The 26,062-nt window shown below is 34.4% G+C and carries 19 protein-coding genes; 3 read left to right on the forward strand and 16 right to left on the reverse strand.

Going from position 1 to position 26,062, the window contains the following annotated elements; translation table 11 throughout:
• The first annotated feature begins 770 nt into the window (after nucleotides 1-770).
• Nucleotides 771-3,638 (forward strand): M16 family metallopeptidase, encoded by a 2,868-nt coding sequence (locus tag BW983_RS19570; protein ID WP_076553643.1) that lies wholly within the window; start codon nucleotides 771-773, stop codon nucleotides 3,636-3,638.
• Nucleotides 3,639-3,684: 46 nt separating this feature from the next.
• Here the strand turns inward: BW983_RS19570 and BW983_RS19575 are convergent, their stop codons facing one another.
• The 3 genes from BW983_RS19575 to BW983_RS19585 form a co-directional block, all read right to left on the reverse strand.
• Nucleotides 3,685-4,770, reverse strand: coding sequence for a GNAT family N-acetyltransferase (locus tag BW983_RS19575; RefSeq protein ID WP_076553502.1), 1,086 nt, complete (start codon nucleotides 4,768-4,770; stop codon nucleotides 3,685-3,687).
• A complete protein-coding gene (locus BW983_RS19580) occupies nucleotides 4,767-5,768 on the reverse strand; it encodes a polysaccharide deacetylase family protein (RefSeq protein WP_076553503.1) in 1,002 nt (333 codons plus the stop codon). The genes BW983_RS19575 and BW983_RS19580 overlap by 4 nt, the downstream gene beginning before the upstream one ends.
• A 68-nt stretch (nucleotides 5,769-5,836) precedes the next feature.
• The gene (locus BW983_RS19585) at nucleotides 5,837-7,975 is read right to left on the reverse strand and encodes a S46 family peptidase (protein ID WP_084184595.1); all 2,139 of its coding nucleotides are present in this window, start codon (nucleotides 7,973-7,975) and stop codon (nucleotides 5,837-5,839) included.
• 287 nt (nucleotides 7,976-8,262) lie between these two features.
• Here BW983_RS19585 and BW983_RS19590 point away from each other — a divergent pair, with 287 nt between their 5' ends.
• Entirely contained in the window at nucleotides 8,263-8,748 is a 486-nt protein-coding gene (locus tag BW983_RS19590; RefSeq protein ID WP_076553504.1) for a copper resistance protein NlpE, read from the forward strand.
• Nucleotides 8,749-8,784: 36 nt separating this feature from the next.
• On the opposite strand, the gene BW983_RS19595 is transcribed toward BW983_RS19590, so the two are convergent.
• Nucleotides 8,785-9,432, reverse strand: a complete 648-nt coding sequence (locus tag BW983_RS19595; RefSeq protein WP_076553505.1) for an MgtC/SapB family protein — start codon at nucleotides 9,430-9,432, stop codon at nucleotides 8,785-8,787.
• 151 nt (nucleotides 9,433-9,583) lie between these two features.
• Between BW983_RS19595 and BW983_RS19600 the strand changes: the two genes are divergently transcribed.
• Nucleotides 9,584-9,982, forward strand: a complete 399-nt coding sequence (locus BW983_RS19600; protein ID WP_076553506.1) for an immunity 22 family protein — start codon at nucleotides 9,584-9,586, stop codon at nucleotides 9,980-9,982.
• 656 nt (nucleotides 9,983-10,638) lie between these two features.
• On the opposite strand, the gene polA is transcribed toward BW983_RS19600, so the two are convergent.
• The 12 genes from polA to BW983_RS19665 all read right to left on the reverse strand — a co-directional run bounded on the left by polA (nucleotide 10,639) and on the right by BW983_RS19665 (nucleotide 26,023).
• On the reverse strand, nucleotides 10,639-13,473 hold the full coding sequence (polA, locus tag BW983_RS19610; RefSeq protein ID WP_076553508.1) for a DNA polymerase I: 2,835 nt from the start codon (nucleotides 13,471-13,473) through the stop codon (nucleotides 10,639-10,641).
• An 81-nt stretch (nucleotides 13,474-13,554) separates the two neighbouring features.
• Nucleotides 13,555-13,986: a hypothetical protein gene (locus tag BW983_RS19615; RefSeq protein ID WP_076553509.1), complete on the reverse strand. Its 432-nt coding sequence runs from the start codon at nucleotides 13,984-13,986 to the stop codon at nucleotides 13,555-13,557.
• Nucleotides 13,987-14,082: 96 nt separating this feature from the next.
• Nucleotides 14,083-14,496, reverse strand: coding sequence for a type VI secretion system tube protein TssD (gene tssD / locus BW983_RS19620; protein WP_076553510.1), 414 nt, complete (start codon nucleotides 14,494-14,496; stop codon nucleotides 14,083-14,085).
• A gap of 523 nt (nucleotides 14,497-15,019) precedes the next feature.
• Nucleotides 15,020-15,478 (reverse strand): tetratricopeptide repeat protein, encoded by a 459-nt coding sequence (locus BW983_RS19625; RefSeq protein ID WP_076553511.1) that lies wholly within the window; start codon nucleotides 15,476-15,478, stop codon nucleotides 15,020-15,022.
• Nucleotides 15,478-16,080 (reverse strand): hypothetical protein, encoded by a 603-nt coding sequence (locus BW983_RS19630; RefSeq protein WP_139329321.1) that lies wholly within the window; start codon nucleotides 16,078-16,080, stop codon nucleotides 15,478-15,480. The genes BW983_RS19625 and BW983_RS19630 overlap by 1 nt, the downstream gene beginning before the upstream one ends.
• 7 nt (nucleotides 16,081-16,087) lie before the next feature.
• Nucleotides 16,088-17,449 carry a PAAR-like protein gene (locus BW983_RS19635; RefSeq protein WP_167370014.1) on the reverse strand — a complete coding sequence of 454 codons (1,362 nt, stop codon included), beginning with the start codon at nucleotides 17,447-17,449 and terminating at the stop codon, nucleotides 16,088-16,090.
• A 28-nt stretch (nucleotides 17,450-17,477) separates the two neighbouring features.
• On the reverse strand, nucleotides 17,478-18,530 hold the full coding sequence (locus BW983_RS19640) for a LysM peptidoglycan-binding domain-containing protein (RefSeq protein WP_076553514.1): 1,053 nt from the start codon (nucleotides 18,528-18,530) through the stop codon (nucleotides 17,478-17,480).
• Nucleotides 18,531-18,539: 9 nt separating this feature from the next.
• Nucleotides 18,540-20,708 carry a type VI secretion system Vgr family protein gene (locus BW983_RS19645; protein WP_076553515.1) on the reverse strand — a complete coding sequence of 723 codons (2,169 nt, stop codon included), beginning with the start codon at nucleotides 20,706-20,708 and terminating at the stop codon, nucleotides 18,540-18,542.
• Nucleotides 20,709-20,903: 195 nt separating this feature from the next.
• Nucleotides 20,904-21,311 (reverse strand): type VI secretion system tube protein TssD, encoded by a 408-nt coding sequence (gene tssD / locus BW983_RS19650; RefSeq protein WP_065393472.1) that lies wholly within the window; start codon nucleotides 21,309-21,311, stop codon nucleotides 20,904-20,906.
• 354 nt (nucleotides 21,312-21,665) lie between these two features.
• The gene (locus BW983_RS19655) at nucleotides 21,666-22,532 is read right to left on the reverse strand and encodes a lytic transglycosylase domain-containing protein (RefSeq protein WP_084184599.1); all 867 of its coding nucleotides are present in this window, start codon (nucleotides 22,530-22,532) and stop codon (nucleotides 21,666-21,668) included.
• Nucleotides 22,533-22,591: 59 nt separating this feature from the next.
• Nucleotides 22,592-25,087, reverse strand: coding sequence for an ATP-dependent Clp protease ATP-binding subunit (locus BW983_RS19660; RefSeq protein WP_076553516.1), 2,496 nt, complete (start codon nucleotides 25,085-25,087; stop codon nucleotides 22,592-22,594).
• A 264-nt stretch (nucleotides 25,088-25,351) separates the two neighbouring features.
• On the reverse strand, nucleotides 25,352-26,023 hold the full coding sequence (locus BW983_RS19665) for a hypothetical protein (protein ID WP_076553517.1): 672 nt from the start codon (nucleotides 26,021-26,023) through the stop codon (nucleotides 25,352-25,354).
• Between the last annotated feature and the right edge of the window lie 39 nt (nucleotides 26,024-26,062).

The raw sequence follows: 26,062 nt of genomic DNA on the forward strand, positions 1-26,062 counted from the left end.
GATATACTCTCGTTTTCAGTGGGGCAAAGATAACAACTTTATTCAAAGCAAAACAAACTTATTTAACATAAATTTCATCTTAAATTAATATTCAATCCTAAACAACTGGTTTAAAGGGAGAAAAATATTAAACATCTGTTTGAGGGAGAGCTGTGGGAGGAATTAAAGAATATGAGAATGGAAGGTGGGAACGTTTTATATATAATATGGATGTGATGGTGTTCAAATAAGTGATGAAGGATACTATTATATATAGAAGATTTTTGAATGGTTTTAAGTTTGGGCTAAAGCCTATGAGGTGTGATTTTTTGTAAATGGGCTAAAGACCGTTTCTAGTGAATATCTTGTGGATGGGCTTATGGGCGGTGCATATTTTATTTAACCACATAGCCATTGATTACGCAGATTAGGATAGCAAGAACATTCATATTATACATAGGTATTATAATAGGAATGGAAAAATATGGATGTGGAAGAATGAAAGACGTCAGTATAATGATTCATAATGAACCAAAATAGATCATCTTATATAGCTCTACTTATATATAGATAAGTGAAATTAGAAATAAATACTGAGAGCTCTACGGGAAGACAAAGATTAAAGGATGCATACATTGAAATTGACCTCAAATTATTAATTATTACTTGTCCGATTTATCTATTCAACTATAGCAATAGATGTAATAGTGACGAAAAGCATAAAGCATGTTTTTTCGATTGCTTACATTTGTATTACATTCTGAATCGACAAGAATGAAATGAACCACTATATGACAGACATAAAATATAAAGAAACGATTCACACAGATATAAATCAATACGAATATACTACGGTAAATCACGATGAAAATAAAGTAAGAATCTATACACTGAAGAATGGCCTAAAGGTTTTCCTTGCTCAAAACTTCGATGCTCCGAGAATTCAAACATTCATTCCTGTAAGAACCGGTAGTAATAATGATCCTTCTGACAATACCGGGCTTGCTCACTATCTGGAGCACATGATGTTCAAAGGAACGTCTAAATTAGGTACTCAAAACTGGGAAAAAGAGAAAAAACTTCTTGACCAGATCTCAGCATTATACGAAGAACATAAAGCAGAACAGGATTCTGAAAAGAAAAAAGAAATCTATAAAAAGATCGATGAAGTTTCTCAGGAAGCCAGTCAATATGCTATTTCCAATGAGTATGACAAAGCTATTTCTTCATTAGGAGCTAGTGGAACGAATGCCCACACCTGGTTTGATGAAACAGTTTACAAAAACAATATTCCTAATAATGAACTGGAAAAATGGCTAAAGATCGAGAAGGAAAGATTCTCTGAAATTGTTCTGCGCCTTTTCCATACAGAATTAGAATCTGTATATGAGGAATTCAACAGAGCACAGGATAATGACACAAGACTTGTAAACTATGAGCTGATGTCAGCCCTCTTCCCTACTCATCCCAATGGACAACAGACAACTCTTGGGAAACCGGAACATCTGAAAAACCCTTCCATGAAAGCTATTCATAAGTATTTTGATGAATATTATGTTCCTAATAATTACGCAATGGTATTGGTGGGTGATCTTGATTTTGAGGCAACGATTCAATTGGTTGATCAATATTTTGGAACTATTCCGTACAGAGAGCTTCCGAAAAAAACACCTATTATTGAACAACCGATAACCGAAATTGTTGAGAGAACAGTAAAAAGCCCCACTACTCCACGGGTGCAACTGGCGTGGAGAACAGACAGCTATGGTACACGTGAAGCCATGCTTGCAGATATTGTTGTAAATATCCTTAGCAACAGAGGGGAAGCCGGACTATTGGATCTTCACATTAATCAAACTCAAAAAATGCTATGGGCACAGGCTTTCTCTGTAGGCTTGAAGCGATATGGATATTTTTCAATTGTAGCAGTTCCAAAGGAAACTCAAACGTTGAAAGATGCTACAAAAATGGTTTTAGATGAAATAGAGCTTATCAAAAAGGGAGATTTCCCAGACTGGATGCTTCCCGCTATCATCAATGATTTCAAACTTCAAAGAATGAAAGGGCTTGAAACAGCAGAAGGGCTTGCCACCACTTTATATGATATTTATATAAAAGGTAGAAGCTGGGAACAGGAATTGAATGAAATGAACGAATACGCAAGTTTCACTAAAGAAGATGTGATCAGTTTTGCCAATACCTTCTTCAAAGACAATTATGTAGTTGTCAATAAAGAAAAAGGAGTAAATGATAAATTGGTAAGAGTTGAAAACCCGGGAATTACTCCTGTGAAGATCAACCGTGAGGCACAATCAGAGTTTTTACAGGAAATCTTATCTGAAAAAACAGAAGACATCAAACCTGAATTCATTGATTATAGGAAAGAAATCGCAACTGATCATATTAAAGGTAAAAAATTAAGCTTTGTAAAAAATAAATACAACGATATTGCTCAGGTACATTTCATTTTTCCTTTTGGAAGTGATCATGACAGAGATCTGGGAATTTCAACACAGTTTTTACAATATTTAGGAACCGAAGATTTTTCTCCTGAGGATCTAAAGAAGGAATTCTTTAAAATCGGAGTGAGTAATGATTTTAAAACAACAAATAATCAACTGCTGATTTCCCTTAGCGGACTGGAAGAGAATATTGAAAAAGGAATTTTACTTCTACAGCACTGGATGACTCATGTACAGCCCGATCAGGAAATTTATAATCAGTTTGTAGGGACTGTTTTAGAGAACCGCCAGGCGATAAAAAAGGATAAAAGCCGCATCATGACTGCTTTAGTAAATTATGCAAAGCTTGGAAATACTTCCCGTTTTACAGACGTTATTTCCAAAGAAGAGTTGGAAAGCAGTAAAGCAGAAACATTCACAGACCGAATGAAACAGCTTTTCAAATATCCTTATCAGGTTTTCTTTTACGGAAAGGATTTTGATGGATTTAAGCAACACATCGGTCAATACATTGAGAATGAAAGCCTTCAAGCTCCTGAACCTAAGAAATATCCTGAACCAGAGACCGGAGGAAACGTTTATTTTGTGAACTATGACATGGTACAGATGGAAATGAGCAAAGCCGGAAGAGGAAACCTTGTTAATCCATCAAACTTCGGAAAGATCAATGTTTTTAACGAATATTTCGGAAGAGGATTGTCATCTATCGTTTTCCAGGAAATTCGTGAGAGTAAAAGTTTAGCATATTCTGCTTATGTTTCCTACTCTGCTAATGCAGAAATAAATCATCCTGATTATGTGGTTACTTATATCGGAACACAACCTGACAAGCTGATGATTGCTGTTGATACCATGAATGAGCTGATGAATGAGCTTCCTGAAGTTCCTATTCAGTTTGAAAATGCAAAAAATGCGGCGTTAAAACAGATTGCATCAACCAGAGTTACCAGAAATAATATATTCTTTAATACCTTAAGATTAAAGAAACTGAATATTGAACATGATTTCAGAAAAGATATTTATGAGCAGATTCAGGGGTTGCAATTTGAAGATATCAAACAATTTTACCAAACAGACATTCAATCTGTGAATTTCAATACTGCCATTATCGGTAAAAAAGAAAATCTGGATATGGAAGCTGTAAGTAAAATGGGAACCTTTACAGAAGTAAGTCTGAAAGATATTTTCGGACATTAAAAGCAAAAGCCACTCAATTGAGTGGCTTTTTATTTATGTTTTGTTCTTATGTCATTAAGCAATCTCCGTCTCCATCCTGAAGTTCAGGATTAAAATCTTTGGGAAGTTCTTGTAATAATTCATGGCGAAAAAGATAATCACGCTTAAAGTCTTTTTCGTAAATATTTGGAAAGATATTAAATTCCTTGATTTTCTTATTCAGAGCTACATTGTAATTCGTCATCATTTTCACTTTGTTTTCAATGATAAAATAGCTCAGAAAATGAATCAATCGGGTCAGATTTTCGTCTGTCTTTGAAAAAATATAAGGAATTTTAAGATGTCCGTCCCTTAAAAGCAACAGTGAACAGGTTTCAAGATTACCTTTGAGATCATATATTTTAACCCAGATATATTTAAAAACCTCAGCATAGCTTGAAAAGAAGTAATGGTTATCTTTTTTCCTTCCCTTCATCACCCAAGGATTTTCTACGAAATAATTGATCTCGGAAATACTTCTTTTACCCGGAAATGTATTCACAAAGTCTAAAATTTCAGCGTCAGCATGCTTCAATGTTTCAAAACGGAAATCTGTTTTTTTAATTTTACTGTTTTTTAAACCAACCAAAGAATTTGTAATACCATCTGCAATCTGCAACAAAGGGCTTAATGTTTTTGTCCAGGGCATTTTTCCAATAATCATCTCTGTAGCATCTACTTTAAAATAGTATCGTTTTCCACTTTTCGGGAAAATATTCTCAACATTTCCCATATGGTTAAAGAAAACTTCGGCTTCTTTAGTGAACTCAGCCATTATCACTCGGTTTTCGTATGCCTCTAAGGCTTTCATCAAAAGTGCTTTTGCAATCTTTTTTCCTCTGAATTCTTCACTTACATATAGTGTACTTAGCCACGCAAAACTAATCTTCTTATCCTCAACTGAGAAATAATCAGGAAGACATCCCATATATCCGGCGAGTTTACCTTCGTAAAAAGCAAGAATAAGAAGGGTCTGCTCATCCGTTGTTTTTGGATTATTGATGTGAGACTTGGCACGATGCTCCGTGATAGGAAGAAAATCATACTGCAGATAATCACCAGAAGTTATAAAGTCTTTCAACTCTTTTTTGTTCAATGTTTTCAGCTGCATCATTTTCTTACAATAGTATTTTTATTCATCAGTTTTTTAATTCTGAAATAAGCTGTTTCTTTTTTCAGAATCTTTTCTGCACCCTCCCCCATTTCCATTGGAATTCTCTGAAAATTCTTCTTTTCACTGTCCAGCTTTACTCCTGCTGCTCCAAAACTACAATAGATATCTTCATTCTTAAAAAGTTCATCAAAGAAGTTCTTTTTTACCCCAAAATCGGTAAAAGGAAAAGCAAAACTCTCATATAAGAAACCGTTTACCTTTAAGTATTCAAATGTTTTATTCGTTGTAATCATTTGCTGCTCAAGGGATAAATCTCCGTATTTAGGGTGATCCCAACTGTGAGAAGATATTCCAAAGCCTTTTTCTGTAAGCTTTTTCAGCTCATCAGTACTCAGATAAGGTTTATGTTCTTTTAAATAAGATTGAAAATCTACTTCAAGTCTTTCTGCAAGATTATCGAGAACATCTTTTTTCTGATAATTAATTGTTAGAAGATGTCTTTGCAGCATTTCTAAAGTTGTATTTTTTTCAAGGGATAAAACATTATATACTTCAGTATCAACAACTTTTACTTTACTAATTTTATCAATAATAAGGCTCGATTTACATCTGAACATCAATTCTTTATTATCTATAAAAGCAGGATTGATAAAATTACATGCATAGATTCCTTTCCGTTCCAAAATGGGAGCTACAAGATCATAAAATTCTCTGAAACCATCGTCAAATGTAAGTAAAGCAATCTTTTTCCCAGTTTTTGAATCACTTGAAGTAAATTTTTTAAATTCATCCCAATCGACAAACCTGAACTGTTTTGAAATATAATCCAGATCTTGCTCAAACTGTCTTGTATTCTTATACTTGATAACATGTTTAATATGAGGCAAATCCTCATCGGAAACACAGTGATAAACAGGCAAACAGTAATCCAACGGAAATGATTTCCCGATATTATCAGATTCAAGAGCAGCAAACAGATTAATGATTTTATCCTTCATCCTAAAAATAAAAAGAATCTATTCGAAATAAATTCAAATAGATTCTTTAAAGGTATAACTTTTTAAAATTATTTAATGATCTTCATTTCATCAACAAGCCATTTTGCATCTGCAAATTTCTCAACGACGAAAAGTATATATTTGGTGTCCACCATGATGTTTCTGCTGAAACGTGGATCATAGTTGATGTCACTCATTGTTCCCTCCCACTGTCTGTCGAAGTTAAGACCTACTAAATTCCCGTTAGCATCAAGAGCAGGGCTTCCTGAGTTTCCTCCTGTTGTATGGTTGGTAGCAGTAAATCCTACAGGTACATCACCTGTTTTATCTTTATAAATACCGAAATCTTTCTTGTTGTAAAGCTCGATCAGTTTCTTTGGAACATCAAATTCATAATCTCCAGGAACATATTTTTCCATTACTCCGGCAAGGTGAGTCTGGTAACCGTAAGACACAGCATCTCTTGGAGCTGATCCTTTAATTTTACCATACGTTACACGAAGCGTTGAATTCGCATCTGGGAAGAATTTTCTGTCTTTATCGGTCTCCATCTGCTGTGCCATGAATTTCTTCTGCAAAGCATCAATTTTTGCCTGAAGAGCAGTATATTGAGGATCAGCTGTCTTTGTATACGTTTCTTTCATAGAAAGATACAATTGATAGATAGGATCTTTCTTTAAAGTTTTGATTAACTTGTCCTGACTAGAAAATGCTTTATCGATATCTGCCGTTAAAATTCCTCCGTTTACAGCTGTTCTTCCTGTAATGATAGAGTTTTTAGACATATCTTCCAATATAGGAATGTTTGCATTTTCGTCTTTATATTTACTGAAACCTGCCGGTAAAAACTGTGGAGCTGTTTTATTCACATATAATGCCAATAACTTCGCTGTTACTTTAGCATCAAGTTCTGCGCTGTAGTCCTTGTAGAAAGATGTTACTTTTGTTTTAAACTTTGCAAGCTCTTTTTCATCCATTCTTCCTGCTTCAACAGAAGTGATGAAATCATTATAATCTCCAGCAAGCTTCAATGTTTCAGCATTTCTTACTACTTCTGTATAATAAGCATTATTCAAAGCGTAAGGAGCCTGATCGTTATAAAGTTTGTTCAATTGATCTAAAGTGGTCTTAATCTCTGGATTTTTAGCAACTAAAGAACCTTCATACATTACTTTTTTCTCAACAGCATTAGATTTTTTCAAACCTTCTACTTCACCGATCCATTTTTTCCAGTAATTAGCTACTGAAGCATATTTTGAAGCATATTTAATACGTGTTTCATTGTCTACACGCATTTTTTCATCTAATGTTTTTAAAGCTACATCACGAACAGCAATTCTTGCAGGATCGATATCTTTCATGATCTTCTCTACTGCTACTGCCGGAAGGTATTCTGTAGTTCTTCCAGGGAATCCGAATACAAAAGTAAAATCGTTTTCGTTTTTATCTTTTATAGAAACTGGTAAATAGTGTTTTGGAACGTAAGGAACGTTGTCTTTAGAGAATTCCGCAGGCTTATTGTTTTTGTCTGCATAAATTCTGAACATAGAGAAGTCTCCTGTATGTCTAGGCCAAACCCAGTTATCTGTATCACTTCCGAATTTTCCAATGCTTTGAGGTGGTGCCCCTACAAGACGAATATCTTTATAAGTCTCGATAGTATAAGCATAGTACTTGTTTCCATAGTACATTGGCTTAATCATAATAGATTGATAAGATTCTATTTTTTGAGAATTCTTATAAACCTCAATATTATTGTTGATTTTTTTAGTATACTCAGGCTCAGTAAGTTTATCAGTACCTTCTAAAATCTGGTAAGTAACCTCTTTAATATCGACAATAAAGTCTACTTTCACTCCCGGATTAGGAAGTTCGCCATTCATGTTTTTAGCCCAGAATCCGTTTGAAAGAAGGTCGTTCTGAACCGTAGAATGTGCCTGAATTTGACCAAATCCACAGTGGTGATTGGTTAATAGCAATCCCTTAGGAGAAATGATTTCCGCAGTACATCCGCCGTTAAACTGCACCACAGCATCTTTTATGCTCGGTTTCTGAGGATTAAAAATATCTTTTGCAGAAATTTTCATTCCCAGGTCCTTCATTTCCTTTTCATTCAGTTCCGTAGGAATCCACATTCCTCCATATTGTTGTGCAAATGCCATTGCAGCCGGCAAAAGAAATACGGATAAAAGTATCTTTTTTGTCATAATCAAAATTTTGCCCGAATTTACGAAGAAAAATAAGAACAGTCCCCATAAAAGGGCTGTAAAAGTTGATATTAATGCTTTTTAAAGCAATATATTAATCTTAAATATGAGTTTAGCTTCGCAGATGAAAGGTCAATCATTATATTTATAAAAAATTGACAAATAAAACAGATTGATTATTCACCATTGAATTATACTGTAAAATCAACTTACGTCTATCTTTCAATGGCTCGATTTTTGTTCACAACAAGTCAGTTTAATAAAAACATTTTTAATTAATTTTTACGATGAAAAATAAAATATTCATTCTTGGAATAGGAGCAGCTTTGTTCCTTGCTTCATGTTCTAAAAAAGAAGCTACTGAAACTTCAGGTTCAACTACAGATTCTGCAACTGCTCTGCCGTCTACTCTTTCTGACAGTATTGTTAAGGCTACTCCATCAGCTGCCGGTGACACTTCTGAAAATGCATTAGATTGGAATGGTACCTACGAAGCGGTAGTTCCTTGTGCAGACTGCTCTGGTATCAAAACTTCATTGACGCTGAATGATGATAAAACGTTTAACATTACTGAAGAATATCTGGACAGAAACTCAAAGAACAATGATAAAGGTACTTTCAGTTGGGATTCTACAGGAAGTATTATTACTTTAAAAGGAAAAACAGCAAACTATAAATATAAAGTAGGTGAAAATATATTAATCCAATTGGATATGGACGGAAAAGAAATTGACGGTCCAAACAAGGATCTTTATGTTTTCAAGAAAAAATAAAAATAAAGGCTTCGGCCTTTATTTTTTTGCTTTATCCTAAAATTGATAGGATACAATTTTACGATCTTTCATCATATGTTGGATAACCGCTTCATGATTACTGCTTTTTCCTACAAGCCTCCATGTAACGGATAAATTCCCCTGAGTGTATTGCTGCTTGAGCATCATATATTTCAAGTGATGTTCTTTGAAAAACTTTTCACAATATTGCAAATCTTCTGGCTCTGACAAGGCTATTTTATATTCTCTTACTTTATTATAATTATCTATAAAAGATTGAAGATACGTCAAAGCACTCAGAATGATAAGCACCAGTGCTGTTCCCAACAGTGAAAAATATACATATCCTGAACCCACCGCCATTCCTATGGAAGCAGTAGCCCAAATAGTGGTAGCCGTTGTAATTCCTTCAATTTTATTTTCACCTTTAAATATGACTCCTGCTCCTAAAAAACCAATTCCTGTTATAATATTGGCTGCAAGACGATCAGGATTAGCTACTCCAATTTTAATGGAAAGAATAGTAAACAGACAAGCTCCAAAGCAGACGAGAATAAAGGTTCTCAATCCTGCAGATTTGTTACGGTACTCACGTTCAGCACCGATTAACAACCCTAATATTACAGAAATAAAGATGAGTAAAAGTTCGTTTTTGACCGTATAATGGTCCTGAAGAAATTCCATTTTTAAAATTTTAACCTTAGAATAAAATTACGATAAAAAAATTTACGAAACTATTTTTGATCTTCCGACTTTCATGGGTTATCAAACGTTGATTTCACGGAAAACTTTTGTAATATTACATTTTAAAAATTAAGACAACAAAAAATAGATTATGGACAAGGAAATTTCACACTTCTGGTTGGGATATTTTAATAATGAGGAAGAATTTTATGCTTTTGTGGAAGAGAATGAAGATTATTATCTGGAGGAGGAATCTGAAGATCAATATGTTTCAAAGTTCGCAGAATCTCAGAATATCAAGTGGTTTGATGATGATTTTATAGAATATGGATTTGAGGATGAGAGACTAGGGCTTTATGACAAATTCGCGGAATATTCTTATGCAGATCAATGGCTTCCTATTCTTGAGAACAAGCTTAATGAACTTAGTCTGGATACGCCTGTAAATTCAATCATTTTTGCCAGCAGATTTGTTATTCCTAATCCTGTTTCTGTGGATGGTGAGGAAAACAAACTGTATTATCTTGGTGAGATTGAGTTTGATGTATAATATAAGAAAATGGATATCTCAAAACGGATATCCATTTTTTTATCTATAAAACGATAAGAAAATAAACACTCACCATTTTAATAAAAATATTTTGAAAACTGCTGAACCAATTAAGGCACGTCGCTTTTTACCTTTTTTAAAAAGATTTTCCATCAGTGTTGTCATTATTTTCTTGATTACAATACTACAGATTTATTGGGCTATGGGAATATTGGCTGATCAGACGTCAAGCAGCTGTATGAGTTGTAGTTTTCTTGATGATACTGTTCTCATGTCTTTTCTTATGGGAATTTTTCTGTCTGCGGTATTTATTTTATTCAACTCTGTTCAAAAGTTTTTTATAAAATTTGTTGTTGAATTTTTATTATTGATCAACGTTTGGATATTCTGGAATTACTCGATTTTTGTAGATAGAGAATCATCCTGGAGCACTTATGATTTTAAGGCAGAAATGTATACTACATTATCACAATCTTTTTTTCCTGTTGTGATTCTGGGATGTATTTGTATTTTGCTTTTACATTTTAAAGAGATAAAAGGTAAATTCACCTCTTTTAGAAAATGATATTATAAAAATTCCGGATCTATAAAGACAAAACTTCCGCCCGGTGAGCAGAAGTTTATTATATATTTCAAGGATAAGTACAATTCTTTTATTAATGAGCTTCCAGCCAATTGTCTCCAACACCGATTTCCACTAATAATGGAACCTGTGTTTTCAAAGCATTTTCCATTTCTGTTTTGATCAGTTTTGAAGCGGCTTCAATTTCATTTGTCGGAGCTTCGAATACCAATTCATCATGTACCTGAAGTAACATTTTTGTTTTTAAATTCTGTTCTCCCAGCTCTCTGTCTATTTTGATCATTGCTATTTTTACAATATCAGCTGCACTTCCCTGTACAGGAGCGTTTACCGCATTTCTCTCAGCATGACCTCTCACCACAAAGTTATTGGAGTTAATATCTTTTAAATGACGTTTTCTACCTAAAATAGTTTCTACATACCCTGTCTGGCGTGCTTTATTTACCTGCTCAGCCATATATTCCTTCAATTTGGGATAGGTTTCAAAGTAAGCCTCGATCATTTGCTTGGCTTCTGTACGGGATAATCCGGTTTGTTCTGCTAAAGCAAAAGCTCCCTGCCCGTAAATAATTCCGAAGTTTACGGTTTTTGCCTGGCTTCTTTGGGTTTTGGAAACTTCCTCCAAAGGAATTTTAAACAGTTTTGCAGCTGTGGATGCGTGAATGTCTTCTCCGTCCTGGAACGCTTTAATCATATTATCTTCTCCTGAAATCTCAGCGATAAGACGAAGTTCAATCTGTGAGTAATCGGCTGAAATGATCTTTTTGCCTTCTCCTGAAACAAAAGCTCCACGAATTTGCTGCCCTCTCACTGTACGGATTGGAATATTCTGAAGGTTCGGATTTACACTTGCCAAACGACCTGTTGCCGCGGTGGTTTGAGAGAAATTTGTATGAACGCGATTATCTAATTTTTCAATCTGAGATGGCAATGCATCTACATAAGTTGATTTTAATTTCTGGTAGGTTCTGTATTCCAGAATATGTTTGATGATCTCATGTTTTGAACTTAGTTTTTGAAGAACATCTTCTGAAGTTGCATATTGTCCTGTTTTTGTCTTTTTAGCCTTTGGATCCAGCTGCATTTTTTCAAAAAGGATCTCACCTAATTGCTTTGGCGAGTTCATATTGAACTCTTCTTCTGAAAGTTCAAAGATTTTAACTTCAAGTTGCTTCAGGTCGTTTTCAAGATCAATACTTTCCTGAGCCAGCCATTTTTCGTCCAGAGAAATACCGGCAAGTTCCATTTTCGCCAATACTTCCATCAGAGGCATTTCTATATTGTAGAAAAGCTCTTCCAGGTTTTCTTTTTTCAATTGAGGGGCGAACAGCTCGTATAACTGGAATGTTACGTCTGCATCTTCTGCTGCGTAATCTGTCTGAGTTCTAAGATCTGCATCCCTGAAGTTTCCTTGTTTTTTACCTTTCTTTCCGATAATGGTTTCAATAGAAACCGGTTTATAGTTAAGATATACTTCTGAAAGATAATCCATCCCGTGTCTTCCGTCCGGATTTAACAGGTAATGAGCAATCATTGTATCGAACATTGCGCCTTTTACGGTAATGTCGTACTGTTTTAAAACTTTGTAATCGTACTTAAGATTGTGAGCAATTTTCAACAAATCTTCCTTTTCAAAAAACGGTCTGAAGATTTCCAACGTCTGTAAAACTTCATTTCTGTCTTCAGATAATGGAATATAGTAAGCAAGTCCTTTTTTATAAGAGAAGCTCATTCCTACCAATTCGGCTTCCAACTCATTTAATGAGGTTGTTTCTGTATCAAAACAAACTTCTTTTTGCTTCAATAGATTTTCCACCAACTTTTTCTGAGCTTTCGGATTATCGATAAACTGATAAAGATGGTCATTATGTTCAATGGAAGACTTTGTAGAAGTTGCCTGATCTAGTTCTTCAAAATTAGCAAAAAGATCAAGCTGCATTGCCTGTCCTTTTGCCTCATTAGCTGTCGGAGCTTGTTTTACTTCAACTTCACTTACTACTACAGTTTCTGTAGCTGCTGGTGCAAATGCTCTGTAAAGGTTTTCATACAATCTTCTGAATTCTATTTCTTCGAAAACTTCTCTTACTTTTTCGAAATCCGGAGTTTCAAGATCATATTGTTCCTGATGAAATTCTATAGGAGCATCACAGATAATGGTTGCCAGCTTTTTTGACATGATTCCACGTTCTGCAGAAGCTTCCACTTTTTCTTTAAGTTTCCCTTTCAGCTTATCGGTATTTGCCAATAAGTTTTCGATGCTTCCGAATTCTTTCAGGAACTTCATTGCCGTCTTTTCTCCTACTCCTTCTAGACCTGGTATATTATCTACGGCATCCCCCATCATGGCAAGATAGTCGATTACCTGTTTAGGGTCTTCGATTTCATATTTCGCCTTTACTTCTTCTACGCCTAGAATTTCTATATCGCCACCTTTTAATCCTGGCTTATAAATTTTAATTTTATCGGTTACCAGCTGTGCAAAGTCTTTATCCGGTGTAACCATGAATGTGCAATACCCTTCTTTTTCTGCTTTACAGGCAATGGTACCAATCACATCATCTGCTTCATAACCTTCTACTCCAAGATTTGGGATATGCATTGCTTCCAAAATCTTATGAATATATGGAACCGCAATTTTGATTGCTTCAGGAGTTTCGCTTCTATTGGCTTTATAATCTGCAAAATCATCAGTTCTTACACTTGCTCTTCCTACATCAAACACTACAGCCAAGTGAGTAGGTTTCTCTCTTCTGATCAATTCGATCAAAGAGTTTGTAAAACCAAAGATGGCAGAGGTATCCAGTCCTTTACTGGTTATCCTTGGATTCCTGATCAATGCGTAATATCCTCTGAAAATCATCGCATAAGCATCGATGAGAAACAGCCTTTTATCTTGTGTTGCGTCCATATTATCTATAATGAACAAATATAAGAAAATAGGAAGATAAATTGCTAGTTTTAGGGGATGGTTGTGAGAGTGGGATGCAGATTAGCAATCATGGTTTTCGTAGCTTACTTTTTCCATTTTTTCCTCATAGCCTTCCATTTCTTTTTTGCTGATGGATACTTTTTTCAATTGTACAGGAAGCTGTTTTTTATGGTCTGGGCTGATCCAGATCCCGTTCATGGTTTCTCCTTCTTTTTTCAGGATCATTAAACCTGTAAATCCTTCTTCTACCATTGCAAATTGTTGTTTTACTCCTTCTGTAACATTAAGTTCCAGCCAATTGCTTACTTTTTCATAACGATACATTGCATTATAAAAAGGATCTCCGCCACATCCATTTTCTACAGATTGCAGAAATAATGTTACCGGCATTTTCCCATCAACCGTGCCTTTGTATAAAGCAGAACTGTTTTGGGCTTTTAAAGAAATAAAGGATGTAATAAAAGTAAGAATGAGTATAGCCTGTTTAATCATCGTTATTTAATTTTTAATCATATTATTAATAAAAGCAAAACAGCATACTCCATGAGTATACTGTTCTGTTTCAATTTTTTTATTAAGTGTTTCAGCTTATTTACCGTCTGAAGGCCAAAGTCCTTCGTAAGCAGAAGTACCGTAATCAATTGTTTCAGCACTTACTACAAAGCTGATTAGCATACTGTTAGTATCCACTGCGTCGAAGTCTACTTCGTGTTGAATTACATATCCGTTGTTCCACTTTAAAGTAATCAATGTTCCTTCTTCGTGAGATTTGTTGAATACGATCTCTCCTACTGTCGGCTTATATTTTCCGTTTAGTAAGCTCTCAAGGATGTCAGATTTTTCAGTAGCTTCTACTGTTACCTTGATTAATGCGTTAGAAGGGTCTGATGCTACACGTCCAGATACATCTGTAGATCTTGCTACGCTGTAGTTCATCTTTAATAATTTCTGACCTTCTCCGTTGTTGAATTTTAAGATTCCTCTCGAATTTCTTTCTGCCATGATTTGTAAATTTTAATCGTTAATAATATTTTGTTATTCAATATTTATATGACAAAGATAGAACCCCTTATGATGAAAAAAAAGCTTTTGAATGGAAATCTGAAAAATTGTAGTAGTTCTACGATTTTGTGTCGTAATTCTACGACAATAGATTTAAACTGATTCATAATTCATTATTAATAAATATTTTAACCATATTTTAAAATAAGTAATAAAACATCAACTATTACACAATAAAGGGAAATATTACATTAAAAAATCAACTTTATCATAGTTTAAAAATCATCCGAACCTCATCTTTTTTTGTTCAATTTTAAGGGTTGGAAAACGTTTATTTAAATTAAATTTTGTACTAAAAATGAATCTACTGAGATCCTGTCTGTAACATCTCCTCATCAGTCTGGTTTTGCATAGGTTAAATTTAATGAGCAGAATACCAGTATATGCTTTGAAAATTATTTTTCTATTGGTATAAAGCGGGATAGGTACTATTCAATGAATATAGAATTAGTTTTCAGAAATCTTATTTATGATTTTCTACTTGTTCTAAAGAATCTAAAATATATAAATTCCTTTTGCCATTTGGGTTTCCCAATTTATCTGTTTCTTCAAGATAAGACCTAGCATCTTTGAAATTCTTTAATTCAATATTACAAACACCTAACATATTAGTTAACATTTTTCTTTCATCATTATTTTTAAACAAATTTTTATCGTAAGAAATTTTCAAATATTTTTCTGCATTCTTATAATCTTGCATTTCAAAATAACTATCTCCTAGAGCCATTGAAATTTTAGGATATTCATTGATATTTAAAGTCGATAAGGTGCCAATTGATTTTTGAAACTCTCCATTTTGATATTCTGTCCAGCCTTTGTCATACAGACTGTCATTAGGGCTTGTAAAAATTTTATTTTTTGCAATGGCTACAATTCCTAATAATCCTATAACTCCTAATATAATACTAATATAATTTTTCATTAGACAATAAAATTAATTAACAAACACAATACAAACATGATATATATATAATTTACCATTTTACTTTTAGTATCAAAGTCTTCCAACTTAAATTCTTTATTACCTGTAAGTTTTAAATAAAGAAAAACAAAAAGCAGAGGACAGAATAAAACACTAAAGGCAATAATCTTCGAATAATTAAATTTCCATATATCAATCCAAAGAAAAAAATGATTAGCCGGAGAGTCTATCTTTCTCAAAGTAAAATAAGGAATAGAAACTGGCTTACTGCCGTTCTTATCAGATGTATTATAATCTTTCTCTTTTACAAAAAAATTAATATCTGCAATTTTTTTATTTTTATCTATACCTGATAGATAAATATTAAGACCTTGTCCAAAGAATCCATATTCACGTTTAATTATAATATTATCTTTTTGATAAGCTCTTGTAATAATAGTAGCTTTATATCCTTTATATATTGAACTTATATTTTTAGCTTCAACCCAATTTATTTGTTTCATTTTCCCTAGATCAGAAAAAGATATTGTAATTGTATACAATAGATATAAAAACCATAATATTGAGAAAAAAGAAACTAATCTATACGTTAATTTTTCCATATTAAACTTAATCATTCCCAGCCACGACTGTTATACTTGCTCGTGCCTCCATTTCTTCTTTTTTTAATGCTTCCAAAACATCCTTAGCCTGACCTTCAAGCAAAAAATTACCTATTGCTTTTCCAGCATCTTGAACAAACCCTAAAAGAAGTCCACCACCATTTGCTCCATCTTTGTCGAACTTTGGCTTACCCCATTGATCTTTTCCATAATTAATTATACTTCCTGCACCAGTTTTAAATGCATCTTTAGGTCTTATTGGATCATACTGGGTATTTGTTGTTGTAGAACTTCTTTCATATTCTTGATATCTTCCACCATAATCCTGATTTACGATTCTAGTGCCTGAAGTATTGACAGGATTTCTTCCTTCATAAGCGCCTGCAACTCGACCATTTTCGGTCCGAGTGGTTGCGCCATGCTCTTCTATATCATCTAAACGTACAGAAGTACTTCTCTCTGTTATACTATAATTAGATGATCTATCTCCAACAGTTTTTATTGCCCCGATATCTGCGGCTGAACCCGAATCATTAATTACTTCTTGAATAGGTTTATCAGCTGAAGAATCAGCTTTTGAAAGTCCCACTTCTTTTAACTTTGTTACATCTGTTTCAAATCCATTCACATAATCTCCATAAGTTCTTTCTGTACCAGGAAGCGGAGTATTTTCGTAAGCAAATTCTTTAATGGCACTCACTCCTTCATTTGCTCCATATACAAGCAAACTAGAACCACCCACTCCTAAAGCATAGCTGCCCATTGCAGAAGTCCATAAACCATGAGATTTTATTAATGCTAATCCTGTTTTACCGACCAGACCAAATGCTTTCAGTGCCGGTCCCATAAGGTATGAAAAAGCAATTGTCCCAACTACCCCTATAGCTGTATCGCCAATAATGACATCAGTCATTTCATCAGCTGCTTTTTCTGAGTAAAGTATGATCACTTTTCCACCTAAAAGACAATCTATAGTTGAGTTTTCTAATAACGGATGTTTTCCTGAAGTAAGAACGTTTTTATCATATGGAGTCCAATTATACAATGCAGCACCACATATTGAAGGAATTAAAGAAATTAAACCTCCTGTAGCGGCACCACCGGCAGCGGCAGCCGCCATCAATGCTCCAGCACCAACAGCCAATGTTCCTCCACTAGCAATTGTTCCAACAATAAACACAGCTGCAAGAGCTGCTCCAGCAACAGCTCCAATTAACATCATTTTACCACAAATAAAATTGCCTCCCGGTCTATCATCAACCGTGGCCTTTAAATGTCCACCTGCAATGGTTACAGTACTTTGACTTGTAACCTTTATCTGTTGTTTTTTCATTCCATTAGAACATACCAACCATGCTCCGTCTGGCACATATAATTTGCTCATTCTTATTCAATTTTTAGATCAACATTATTTTGTGTTCCATCAAATGACTATAATTACTGCTAGCCTGCTCTTTAATTTTAGAATGGCATACAATCATTTTCCCTTTCTCAATATCAATATGATATTCTATAAGCCATGTCAACGAATATGAATAATTCTCTTTTAAGAAGTCTTTTAGTTTCGCATTATAAATATGTCTTAGGTGTTCATTATTATGGGGATCAGCCTCAGCATAAAATTTTATTTTTGCTATTCCATTTTCCTTTTCTATTCTACGTTTTACATTCAGAAAAACTTTTTCATTTCCAAAAATTTGTGAAGTGCATTCCTGCTTATCAATTTCAACAAATTGGTTCAACTCTGAATATTCATGATATAGATCTTTTAGGAACAATTGATGAAGAATATTATTTTTTATAAGCGGAAGTGTTTTACTAAAGTCTTCATCACCTCCTTTAATCATATTCTGTTCTTCAATAGTATTCCCCATCTCTGATTCTAATTCAGCCTTTAAAACATCCCATGTTTCCTTAATTTCACCTTGATTAACAATAGATTTTACAGCTCCATTAGAAAAAAGTTCTACCTCAAGATGTTCCAGAGGTCTATTAAACTTCAGCATATATTCAGCAAGCTGACGATAGATAGATTTAATATATTTTACTTGATGTGATTTTTGCTGAATATCAATATAAAAACTATCTTCTTTTTTATTCTTACTGCATTCCCATATGATTTCAGTTTCAGAGTCTATCATACTATTCCCGGAAACTTGTAAATCTATTATTTGCAAAATCGTATATTGACTTCTATCAAATAGCTTTTGCTTAAGAATAATTTTTTTAGGAGATATTAATTCTTCTTGTCTTTTTTTAAGTGCCTCCACAGAATCAGGAATAATAATATATTCTGACCAAAGAGATAAAGTATTATCATCTTTAATCCATTCATGTGGCCTAGAGTTTTTATTATGAAATTCTTTCAGTTCAGAAGTGCTCAGCCCAAGCTCTTGTGCAATAGAAGATAAAGTATCTGTTTTTTTTATATAAAATTTATGTATGTCCAATGTTTATTCTTAGTTTTCTATAATTGTACTTCCAGAAATTGTTGTACTTCCTTTAAATATTGCTTTTGAGGTCCCACTTCCTTTTATCTCAACCTCGTCGCTTGTAACCGTAATCTTTGTTTTTGTAATTTCAATTTTACTACTTCCTACTTTAAGAGTTATTGTATCTAATCCCGTTAAATTAATTACGCCTTTATTATCCATAGTAAATACACTATTTTTACCTCCTACAGCAACTTTATGAGTATTTCCAACATCTGCAATATGATCACAGCCAACTTCTATTTTCTTATTATTACCAATTTTATCGGTTTTATCATTACCAACGGTTTTAGTACTGTCATTATTGGCATTGTGGACTACATTTCCAGACCCATCAAAGAACATATGAGCTCCGCCCTGATCTTTAAGATTCATAGATCCAGCTCCATTGTCATACATTAATTCTGCGCCGCTTCTTCCACTGAAGCTCATGATATTATTACCTGTTCCACCTCCGCCTCCAACGCCACCATGGAACATTCCTCCCATTACAAACGGGCGGTCAGGATGCTGGTGTACAAAATTGATGATTACCTGGTCTCCCACTTCCGGAATAGACATGAAACCACGGTTTTTACTTACTTTATCACTGCTTCCTGCATCAGGAGACATTACACGGATAAATTCTGTAATATCTTGCCCGCTTTGCCAGTCAAACTGTACCTGAACTCTACCCTGATTTTGAGGGTCTGTGTTGGATATTACTTTGGCAAACTGTGCTTCTGCTCTTGGGGTTTCAAATTCTGGGCGTGGGATAAATCCTGTATCAGCTGCGATGGCTTCGAAATGTCCTTCGTAATATCCTCTGGCATCCACTTCGTGTACTACCTCCACGATCATTAATTTTGTAAAATAAGCAGTATCGCTCGTATCTGTCTTACGCATTTCAATATCTGCAATACATCCAGGATAAAGAAACGGAACAGTTGTGGTTCCTGAGGTAATAAACACTTCTGAAGCCTTACTTCCGGCAGTTCCTTTTTGAGAAGCATCAATATCCATGAAAGAGGAAGCTTTTATGGGAGCGACTCTTAGAGAGGGTGTAGTAAATGTTTTCTCTGATATTTCGTAGGCACGTCTTGCAATATCCGAAGTATGGTTAATCTTTGAGCTTCCACCTATCATTTTTTCATTTTTGCTGCTGTTGTAACCATAGAAAGATGGGTTTACGTGCTGGGCTTTCATTTTGATGGCAATATCGCTTACACTGCTTCCATAGGTAAGTTTCACTGGCTTTTCCTGAGGGGGAAGTTTTCCGAAATGCAACACTTCTCCGTCATAGTAAAACTGTTCACCATAAGCTTCTGCCATTCTAGCCAGATAATTGTAGTGAGTTTCTTCGTATTGTGAACTGTAGGAAACATTTCCGTGCTGAGCATCTACTCTGAAGTCAAATTTATTATGCTCAAGTCCTTCACTGATTACATGATAGGCAATACTATTCAAACTGATGGGCTGACTTCCTCCAAAACTTTGAATATGTGGTGCTGCATCCAACAATATAGTTGGGCTGCATCCTTTAAGAACAATATTTCCAAGACTTCCTTTTTCCTGGCTGAAACCTACTTCAGTGACTACTCCCACAAAGTTACGTTCTGCTCCCTGTATAATATCTTTATATTTGAAAACAACTGTAATCCTTTTTCCTAAGAAACTCTGTGCTTTCTGAAGATTATGATTTTCTACGCTACCTAGTGTATCATGAGCCAGTGTAAGACTAAATTCGTGATGCTTGGCTGCACTCTGTACCAATTTAAAATGTTTAAAATGCTTGATAATCTGCCCTTCAATAACTACATCAAGTTTCACCACACGGTTAATCCCGGCAATAATACTTTGAGGAATAGCTTCAGCATTATGTATTTTTGAGGTAGGCTGTCCAGCCCACACTTTATTTTCAACGATATAAGAATTGTTCGGAACAAAAGTCTGATTCATGAACATATTAGCTCCTTGTATAGTATTCATGCCTTGTTGACCAGTTTCCACAGTTTTCTTCATTTTACTGCCAGTTTTACTCAACTTTTCTTCTGCTTTCCTAGCAACATTTTCTTTTACATTTTTCAACTGCTCTTTGCTGCCTTTCATATCAGTTTTTAGGCTATCTACTTTAATTGTTTTGTCATCCTGAAACATAGTGCTTGTGTTTAAAATTAAATAAACTGCAGATCATGCAGCAATAGAATCAAAAAATATAAGGCTAGATTCGTACTCCCTTTGGAGTAAAAGCTAATTTCTAAAATCTGTCCTTATTAAAAAAAACAGAACAGCATACTCTTACGAGCTCGCTGTTCTGTACCAATTTTATTTTTACTAAGATGATGAATAGGCTTAATTACCTGGCCACAGTCCAGCGTACTGAGAAATACCATAATCAATGGTTTCAGCACTTACTACGAAGCTGATTAGCATACTGTTTGTATCTACTGCATCGAAGTCTACTTCGTGTTGGATTACATATCCGTTGTTCCACTTTAAAGTGATCAATGTTCCTTCTTCGTGAGATTTATTGAATACGATTTCACCTACTGTAGGCTTATATTTTCCGTTCAATAAACTTTCAAGGATATCTGATTTTTCTGTAGCTTCTACTGTAATCTTGATTAATGCGTTAGAGGGATCTGATGCTACACGTCCTGAAACGTCTGTAGATCTTGATACGCTATAGTTCAGCTTTAATAATTTTTGTCCTTCTCCGTTGTTGAATTTTAGAATTCCTCTCGAATTTCTTTCCGCCATGATTTGTAAATTTTAATCGTTAATAATATTTTGTGATTCAGTGATTGTGGGACAAATATATAGGCTCTTCTTTTCTAAAAAAAACTTTTAACTATAAATCTGAGAAATTGTAGTAGTTCTACGACTTTTTGTAGTAATTCTACGACATTAGAAATAATAATTCTACTTAAACAGCCTAAAACAAACACTTTAAAAAATTTGTAAAACGTTGAAAAAAAGACACTTTTCCCACACCTCCGAGAAATATTAAGATCTCTTTATGATAATTTAGCATGTGTTAACAAATCATGAAAAGACGTAAAAAAAAGCCGCCCATATAGACGACTTCACTTATTTTTTTAGGGAAAATTCAATTTATTGCTGAACTCCACTTCCTTCTTTTATCGATCTTGAAAGAATTTTAGTTTTTCTTAAAAGAAAATCGGGCATTAAATCGGTAGGAAGATAAAATGTACTTTCTCCTTTTTGCTGTAATTCCTGTACAATTCCCGGATTCCAGGCAAGGATTTTATCTACTTCTACATTCAGTTCATCGGCAATCACTTTAAGGCTGAATCCTGCATTAATTTCAGTTTCTGAAAGAGAAGCATTCATTACTTTTCTATTTCCATCTTCAAAGAAAACTTTATTAAGCCTTGAAGAATTATAGTTACTCAATACACTTTCAAGCTCTCCTGTTGCATAGCATGCGTTCAGATATTTCTTTACGTGATTAATTGTTTCTCCCGGAAGATATTTAGAAAACTCGTGATAGTGTGAAGATCCGGCTGTCTGCATTGCTTTTGCGATATTACCTTCTCCACAATTGTAGGCTGCCACAACGGTTACCCAGTTATTATACTTTTTATAAAGGTTAGCCAGTGAAATAACTGCTGTCTTTGTACTTTTATAAATATCGGTCCGGTTTTGTTCTGAAAGTCCATACTGATTTGCATGAGCAGTCATCAGCTGCCAGATACCCACTGCTCCGGCATTTGAAGTAATGTTTCTGTTAAAGTGAGATTCAATCAGAGCCAGGTTTCTCAAATGTTTCGGAAGTCCTTTCTGTAAGAGTAGCTGCTCAATAAATTCAACAAGATCTTTATTTGAATTAATGATCCCCTGATATTTTTTCACGCTATTTTCTGAAGTATCGGAAGCAGCAAGAAACTGACCGTTTACAAAAACAGTAGTTCCTAACAACATAACACCTGTAAATATATTCCTGATTATCGTTTTCATCTTAAATGTATTTATAAAGCAGAAAGACAAATTTGTCTTTCTGCTATTCTATTTCTCAATTAATCTACTTTCCAGCTTAATTTTTCTTCTTCTTTGTTCCAATCTACATGTACGGTCTGTCCGGATTTTACTTCTTCTCTTACGATCATTTTGGAAATTGGTCTCGCAAGCTGTGCACGTATAACACCAGAGATCTGTCTGGCTCCATACTTGCTGCTGAATCCACCCAATGCAAGACTTCTTACTGCATCATCAGTTATTTTTAAAGCAATTCCTAATCTTGTCAATGAAGTGTGAAGTGACTTTAACTGGATATTAAAGATTCTTTCTGCAATGGATTCCGTGATTGGTGCAAAAGGAATAATTTCTGTAATTCTTGCCAGAAATTCAGGTCTGAATCTTCCTGAGTTTGACATAATCTGCATTAATGAAGATGATTCCGGCACTTTTCCTTCTTCGAACTGCTTTACGATTTCTTCACTTCCAATATTGGATGTAAACAGGATCAAAGCATTACTGAAGTCTCCTTCTTTTCCAAGTTTATCATGTACTTTACCTTCGTCCATAATCTGAAGGAATACATCAAAAACGGAATGGTGAGCTTTTTCAATTTCGTCAAATAAAACAACAGTATAAGGTTGTTGTCTGATTTTATTCACCAACATCCCTCCTTCTTCGTACCCTACATATCCCGGAGGCGCACCATATAATAATGCAGCTGAATGCTCTTCTTTAAATTCTGACATATCGAAACGAACCATTGCTTTCTCATCATTGAAGAGCAATTCTGCCATTGATTTTGCAAGCTCTGTTTTTCCGGTTCCGGTAGGTCCTAAAAGGAAGAATGATCCGATTGGCTGTCCTGGTTTGTTCAATCCGCTTCGATTTTCAACAATAGCATCGGAAAGTATTTTCAATGCGTGGTCCTGACCTACAACTCTGTTCAATAGAAGAGATTCCATATTCAGGAGTTTTTCTTTTTCCTGAGCCTGAATTTTCCCAATCGGAATATTGGTTTTGGCAGCCATTACTGCAGCCAGCTCCAGACGGTCTACTTTTTCTCTTTTTTTCGCAGCATGCTGTAAAAGTTCAGCATAGGTATCTTCAATGATCTGTTGTATCTGATCTACCGGCATTGAATTATCAATTGCAGGCTGCTCACTTAGTGAACCCCATAAAATAGGGCTTATTTTATCTCTCAATAAATTGTACGTCCAAATCAGTTCATCTGCTTTGTCTTTGTTATCAAGATATTCTTCTTTTAAGATTTCATCATAGCTTGTTTTCCAGCTTTCCAGTTCTTTTTCGGAAAGTTCGTCAAGCATTTTGATTGCTGCCATTGTTCTATCTAACAAATCGATTGCTGCATCTGGCAATTTTTTACCTTTTGCATATCTTTTCGCTAAACGAACGCACTCTGGAAGAGCTGTTTTTTCCACTTCAATACCGTGGTGTTTTTTGTAACCTTCTAAAAGAACGTCAATCATTTTTACACAGGTCTTTTCATCCGGTTCATTTACAGTTAAAACCTCAAAACGACGATTGAAAGCCTGTTCCGGTTCAATGATTTTTCTGTATTCTTCCTGTGTAGTTGCACCAATTACTGTAATTTCGCCTCTTGCCAATTCCGGTTTTAAAAGGTTGGCAACGTTTCCAATACTTCCTTTTGGGTCTAAAAGAGTGTGAATTTCATCAATGAAAAGAATTGCTTTCTCGATTTTCTTACATTCATTGATTACTTTTTTCAGACGGTCTTCAATTTCTCCTTTGTAAGAGGTTCCCGCCAGTAAAGCTCCGGTATCCAGTTCTAAAAGGGTACCATTTTTAAGCATATCAGGAACGTTTCCTTTTGTAATTTCAATGGCAAACCCTTCTACTAAAGCTGTTTTTCCAACTCCAGGTTCTCCAATAATAATTACATTCGGTTTGCTTCTACGACAAAGGATTTCGACTAGCATTCTCAGTTCTTTGTCTCTACCGATAATATTTTCAAGGTTTCCGTTTCTTGCCTGTGCTGTTCTGTCTACACAATAGCTTTTAATGGAAGGAAGAGATGAATCTGAAAATTCTGATCCATTGGAAAATAAAGAGGCAAAGTCTCCGTTTTCTGATACGGTGAAGGGAGTGTCTTTTCTGTATAAATTAAAAATATCGTGTTCTCTTAATGGAAGAGATTTTAATTGTTGAAGTGAAAATACAACCTGAGGTTTTACAATGGCTGTAAGGATACAGATGGGAGTGATCTCATCCAATCCCAATTTTAAACGGATATCGTCTGCTTCTTCTATAAGAGTATCTACGGCTTCATCCTGTCCTACCTCATCGGGAAGATGACTTGTTTTTGGATATTCTTCAATACGAACATCTGCCCATTCGTAGAAATAACCGGGATCTTTATCTATACTTTTTAAAAACTCATTAAGTCCAATATCTTTGTGCATTAATGCCTGTAAAATATGTGGTCCACCATATGTTCCGTTATAGTTTTCCCTCGCTATCGACTGAGCAATATGAAATAGCTGTTTTACTGTTTCGTTGGTTACTAGTACTCCCATTTATAATTTTTCTTATATTAATATATTTGCGTTCTGTTTTTACTTTTTCTTTCAGATCAACTGATTGAAATGTACTTTCCTCCTTTGGTGTTCAAGGAGTCAAAAGTTGTTTTTTATTTTGCTAAAATTAAATATTTTATTCTAAACGTGATAAAGATAGTTAATTCTTCAATTAGAGAAGTAATAACGGTCTTTTTTTATTGATATATACCGTTGCTGAAATGGGTAAAATCTCCAAAATATTACAGTAAGAACTCTTTTATCTCAGATATTCAAAAAATACATTAAAATAAGACTTAGCCATTGAAGTCCGATATAGATATAAAATAACATTGCTGAAGGTTCTGCTAATTCATTCAGTTTCTCAATAAGTGTTGTTTTAATAACGTCATCAAAGTTGGTATTTTCATCTCCCAGATTCAATTCATCAAATTTCACTTTGTTTAAGGCATAGCTTAGAATACGTTTCAGTATTTTATTTTCTGAATTGTTTTTAAACTCATTGAGTAATCGGGTTTTTGCTAAAGCATAATCTGCACTATTCTTTACAACCACAGGCTGATTATTTTTAAATTTTTCTACAGCTTTATCGATAAAGGGAATTAATATCGTTTTTGAATGATCCTGTACCAATCTGCTGATAATCCTCGACATTCCATATTTGGTGGAAAATATTGCAATACAAAATGGTGCATCGATCATCAAAAGATAAAAAAGTCCGGCTGACAAAGGTTTTGCCATTACTGTAGCAATCAGAAATGCTAATGCTCCACTATGTCCTAATGAAGCTCCCAAGCTCTCTGCCAGGATATAAATTCCCAGCGTAAAAGTGATAACTGTTGAAAGAATTCCTATTGCATAAATCTTCAACAGGCTAAAAATAAATACTCCTGAAAGTTTCGAAAAATATTTTAGATGAGTCGTGATGGTGTTCATTGGTGTTCAGGTTATTGTTTTAAGCTTTTCAAGATAAGA

This window comes from Chryseobacterium ureilyticum (genome assembly GCF_900156735.1).
GTDB lineage: Bacteria > Bacteroidota > Bacteroidia > Flavobacteriales > Weeksellaceae > Chryseobacterium > Chryseobacterium ureilyticum.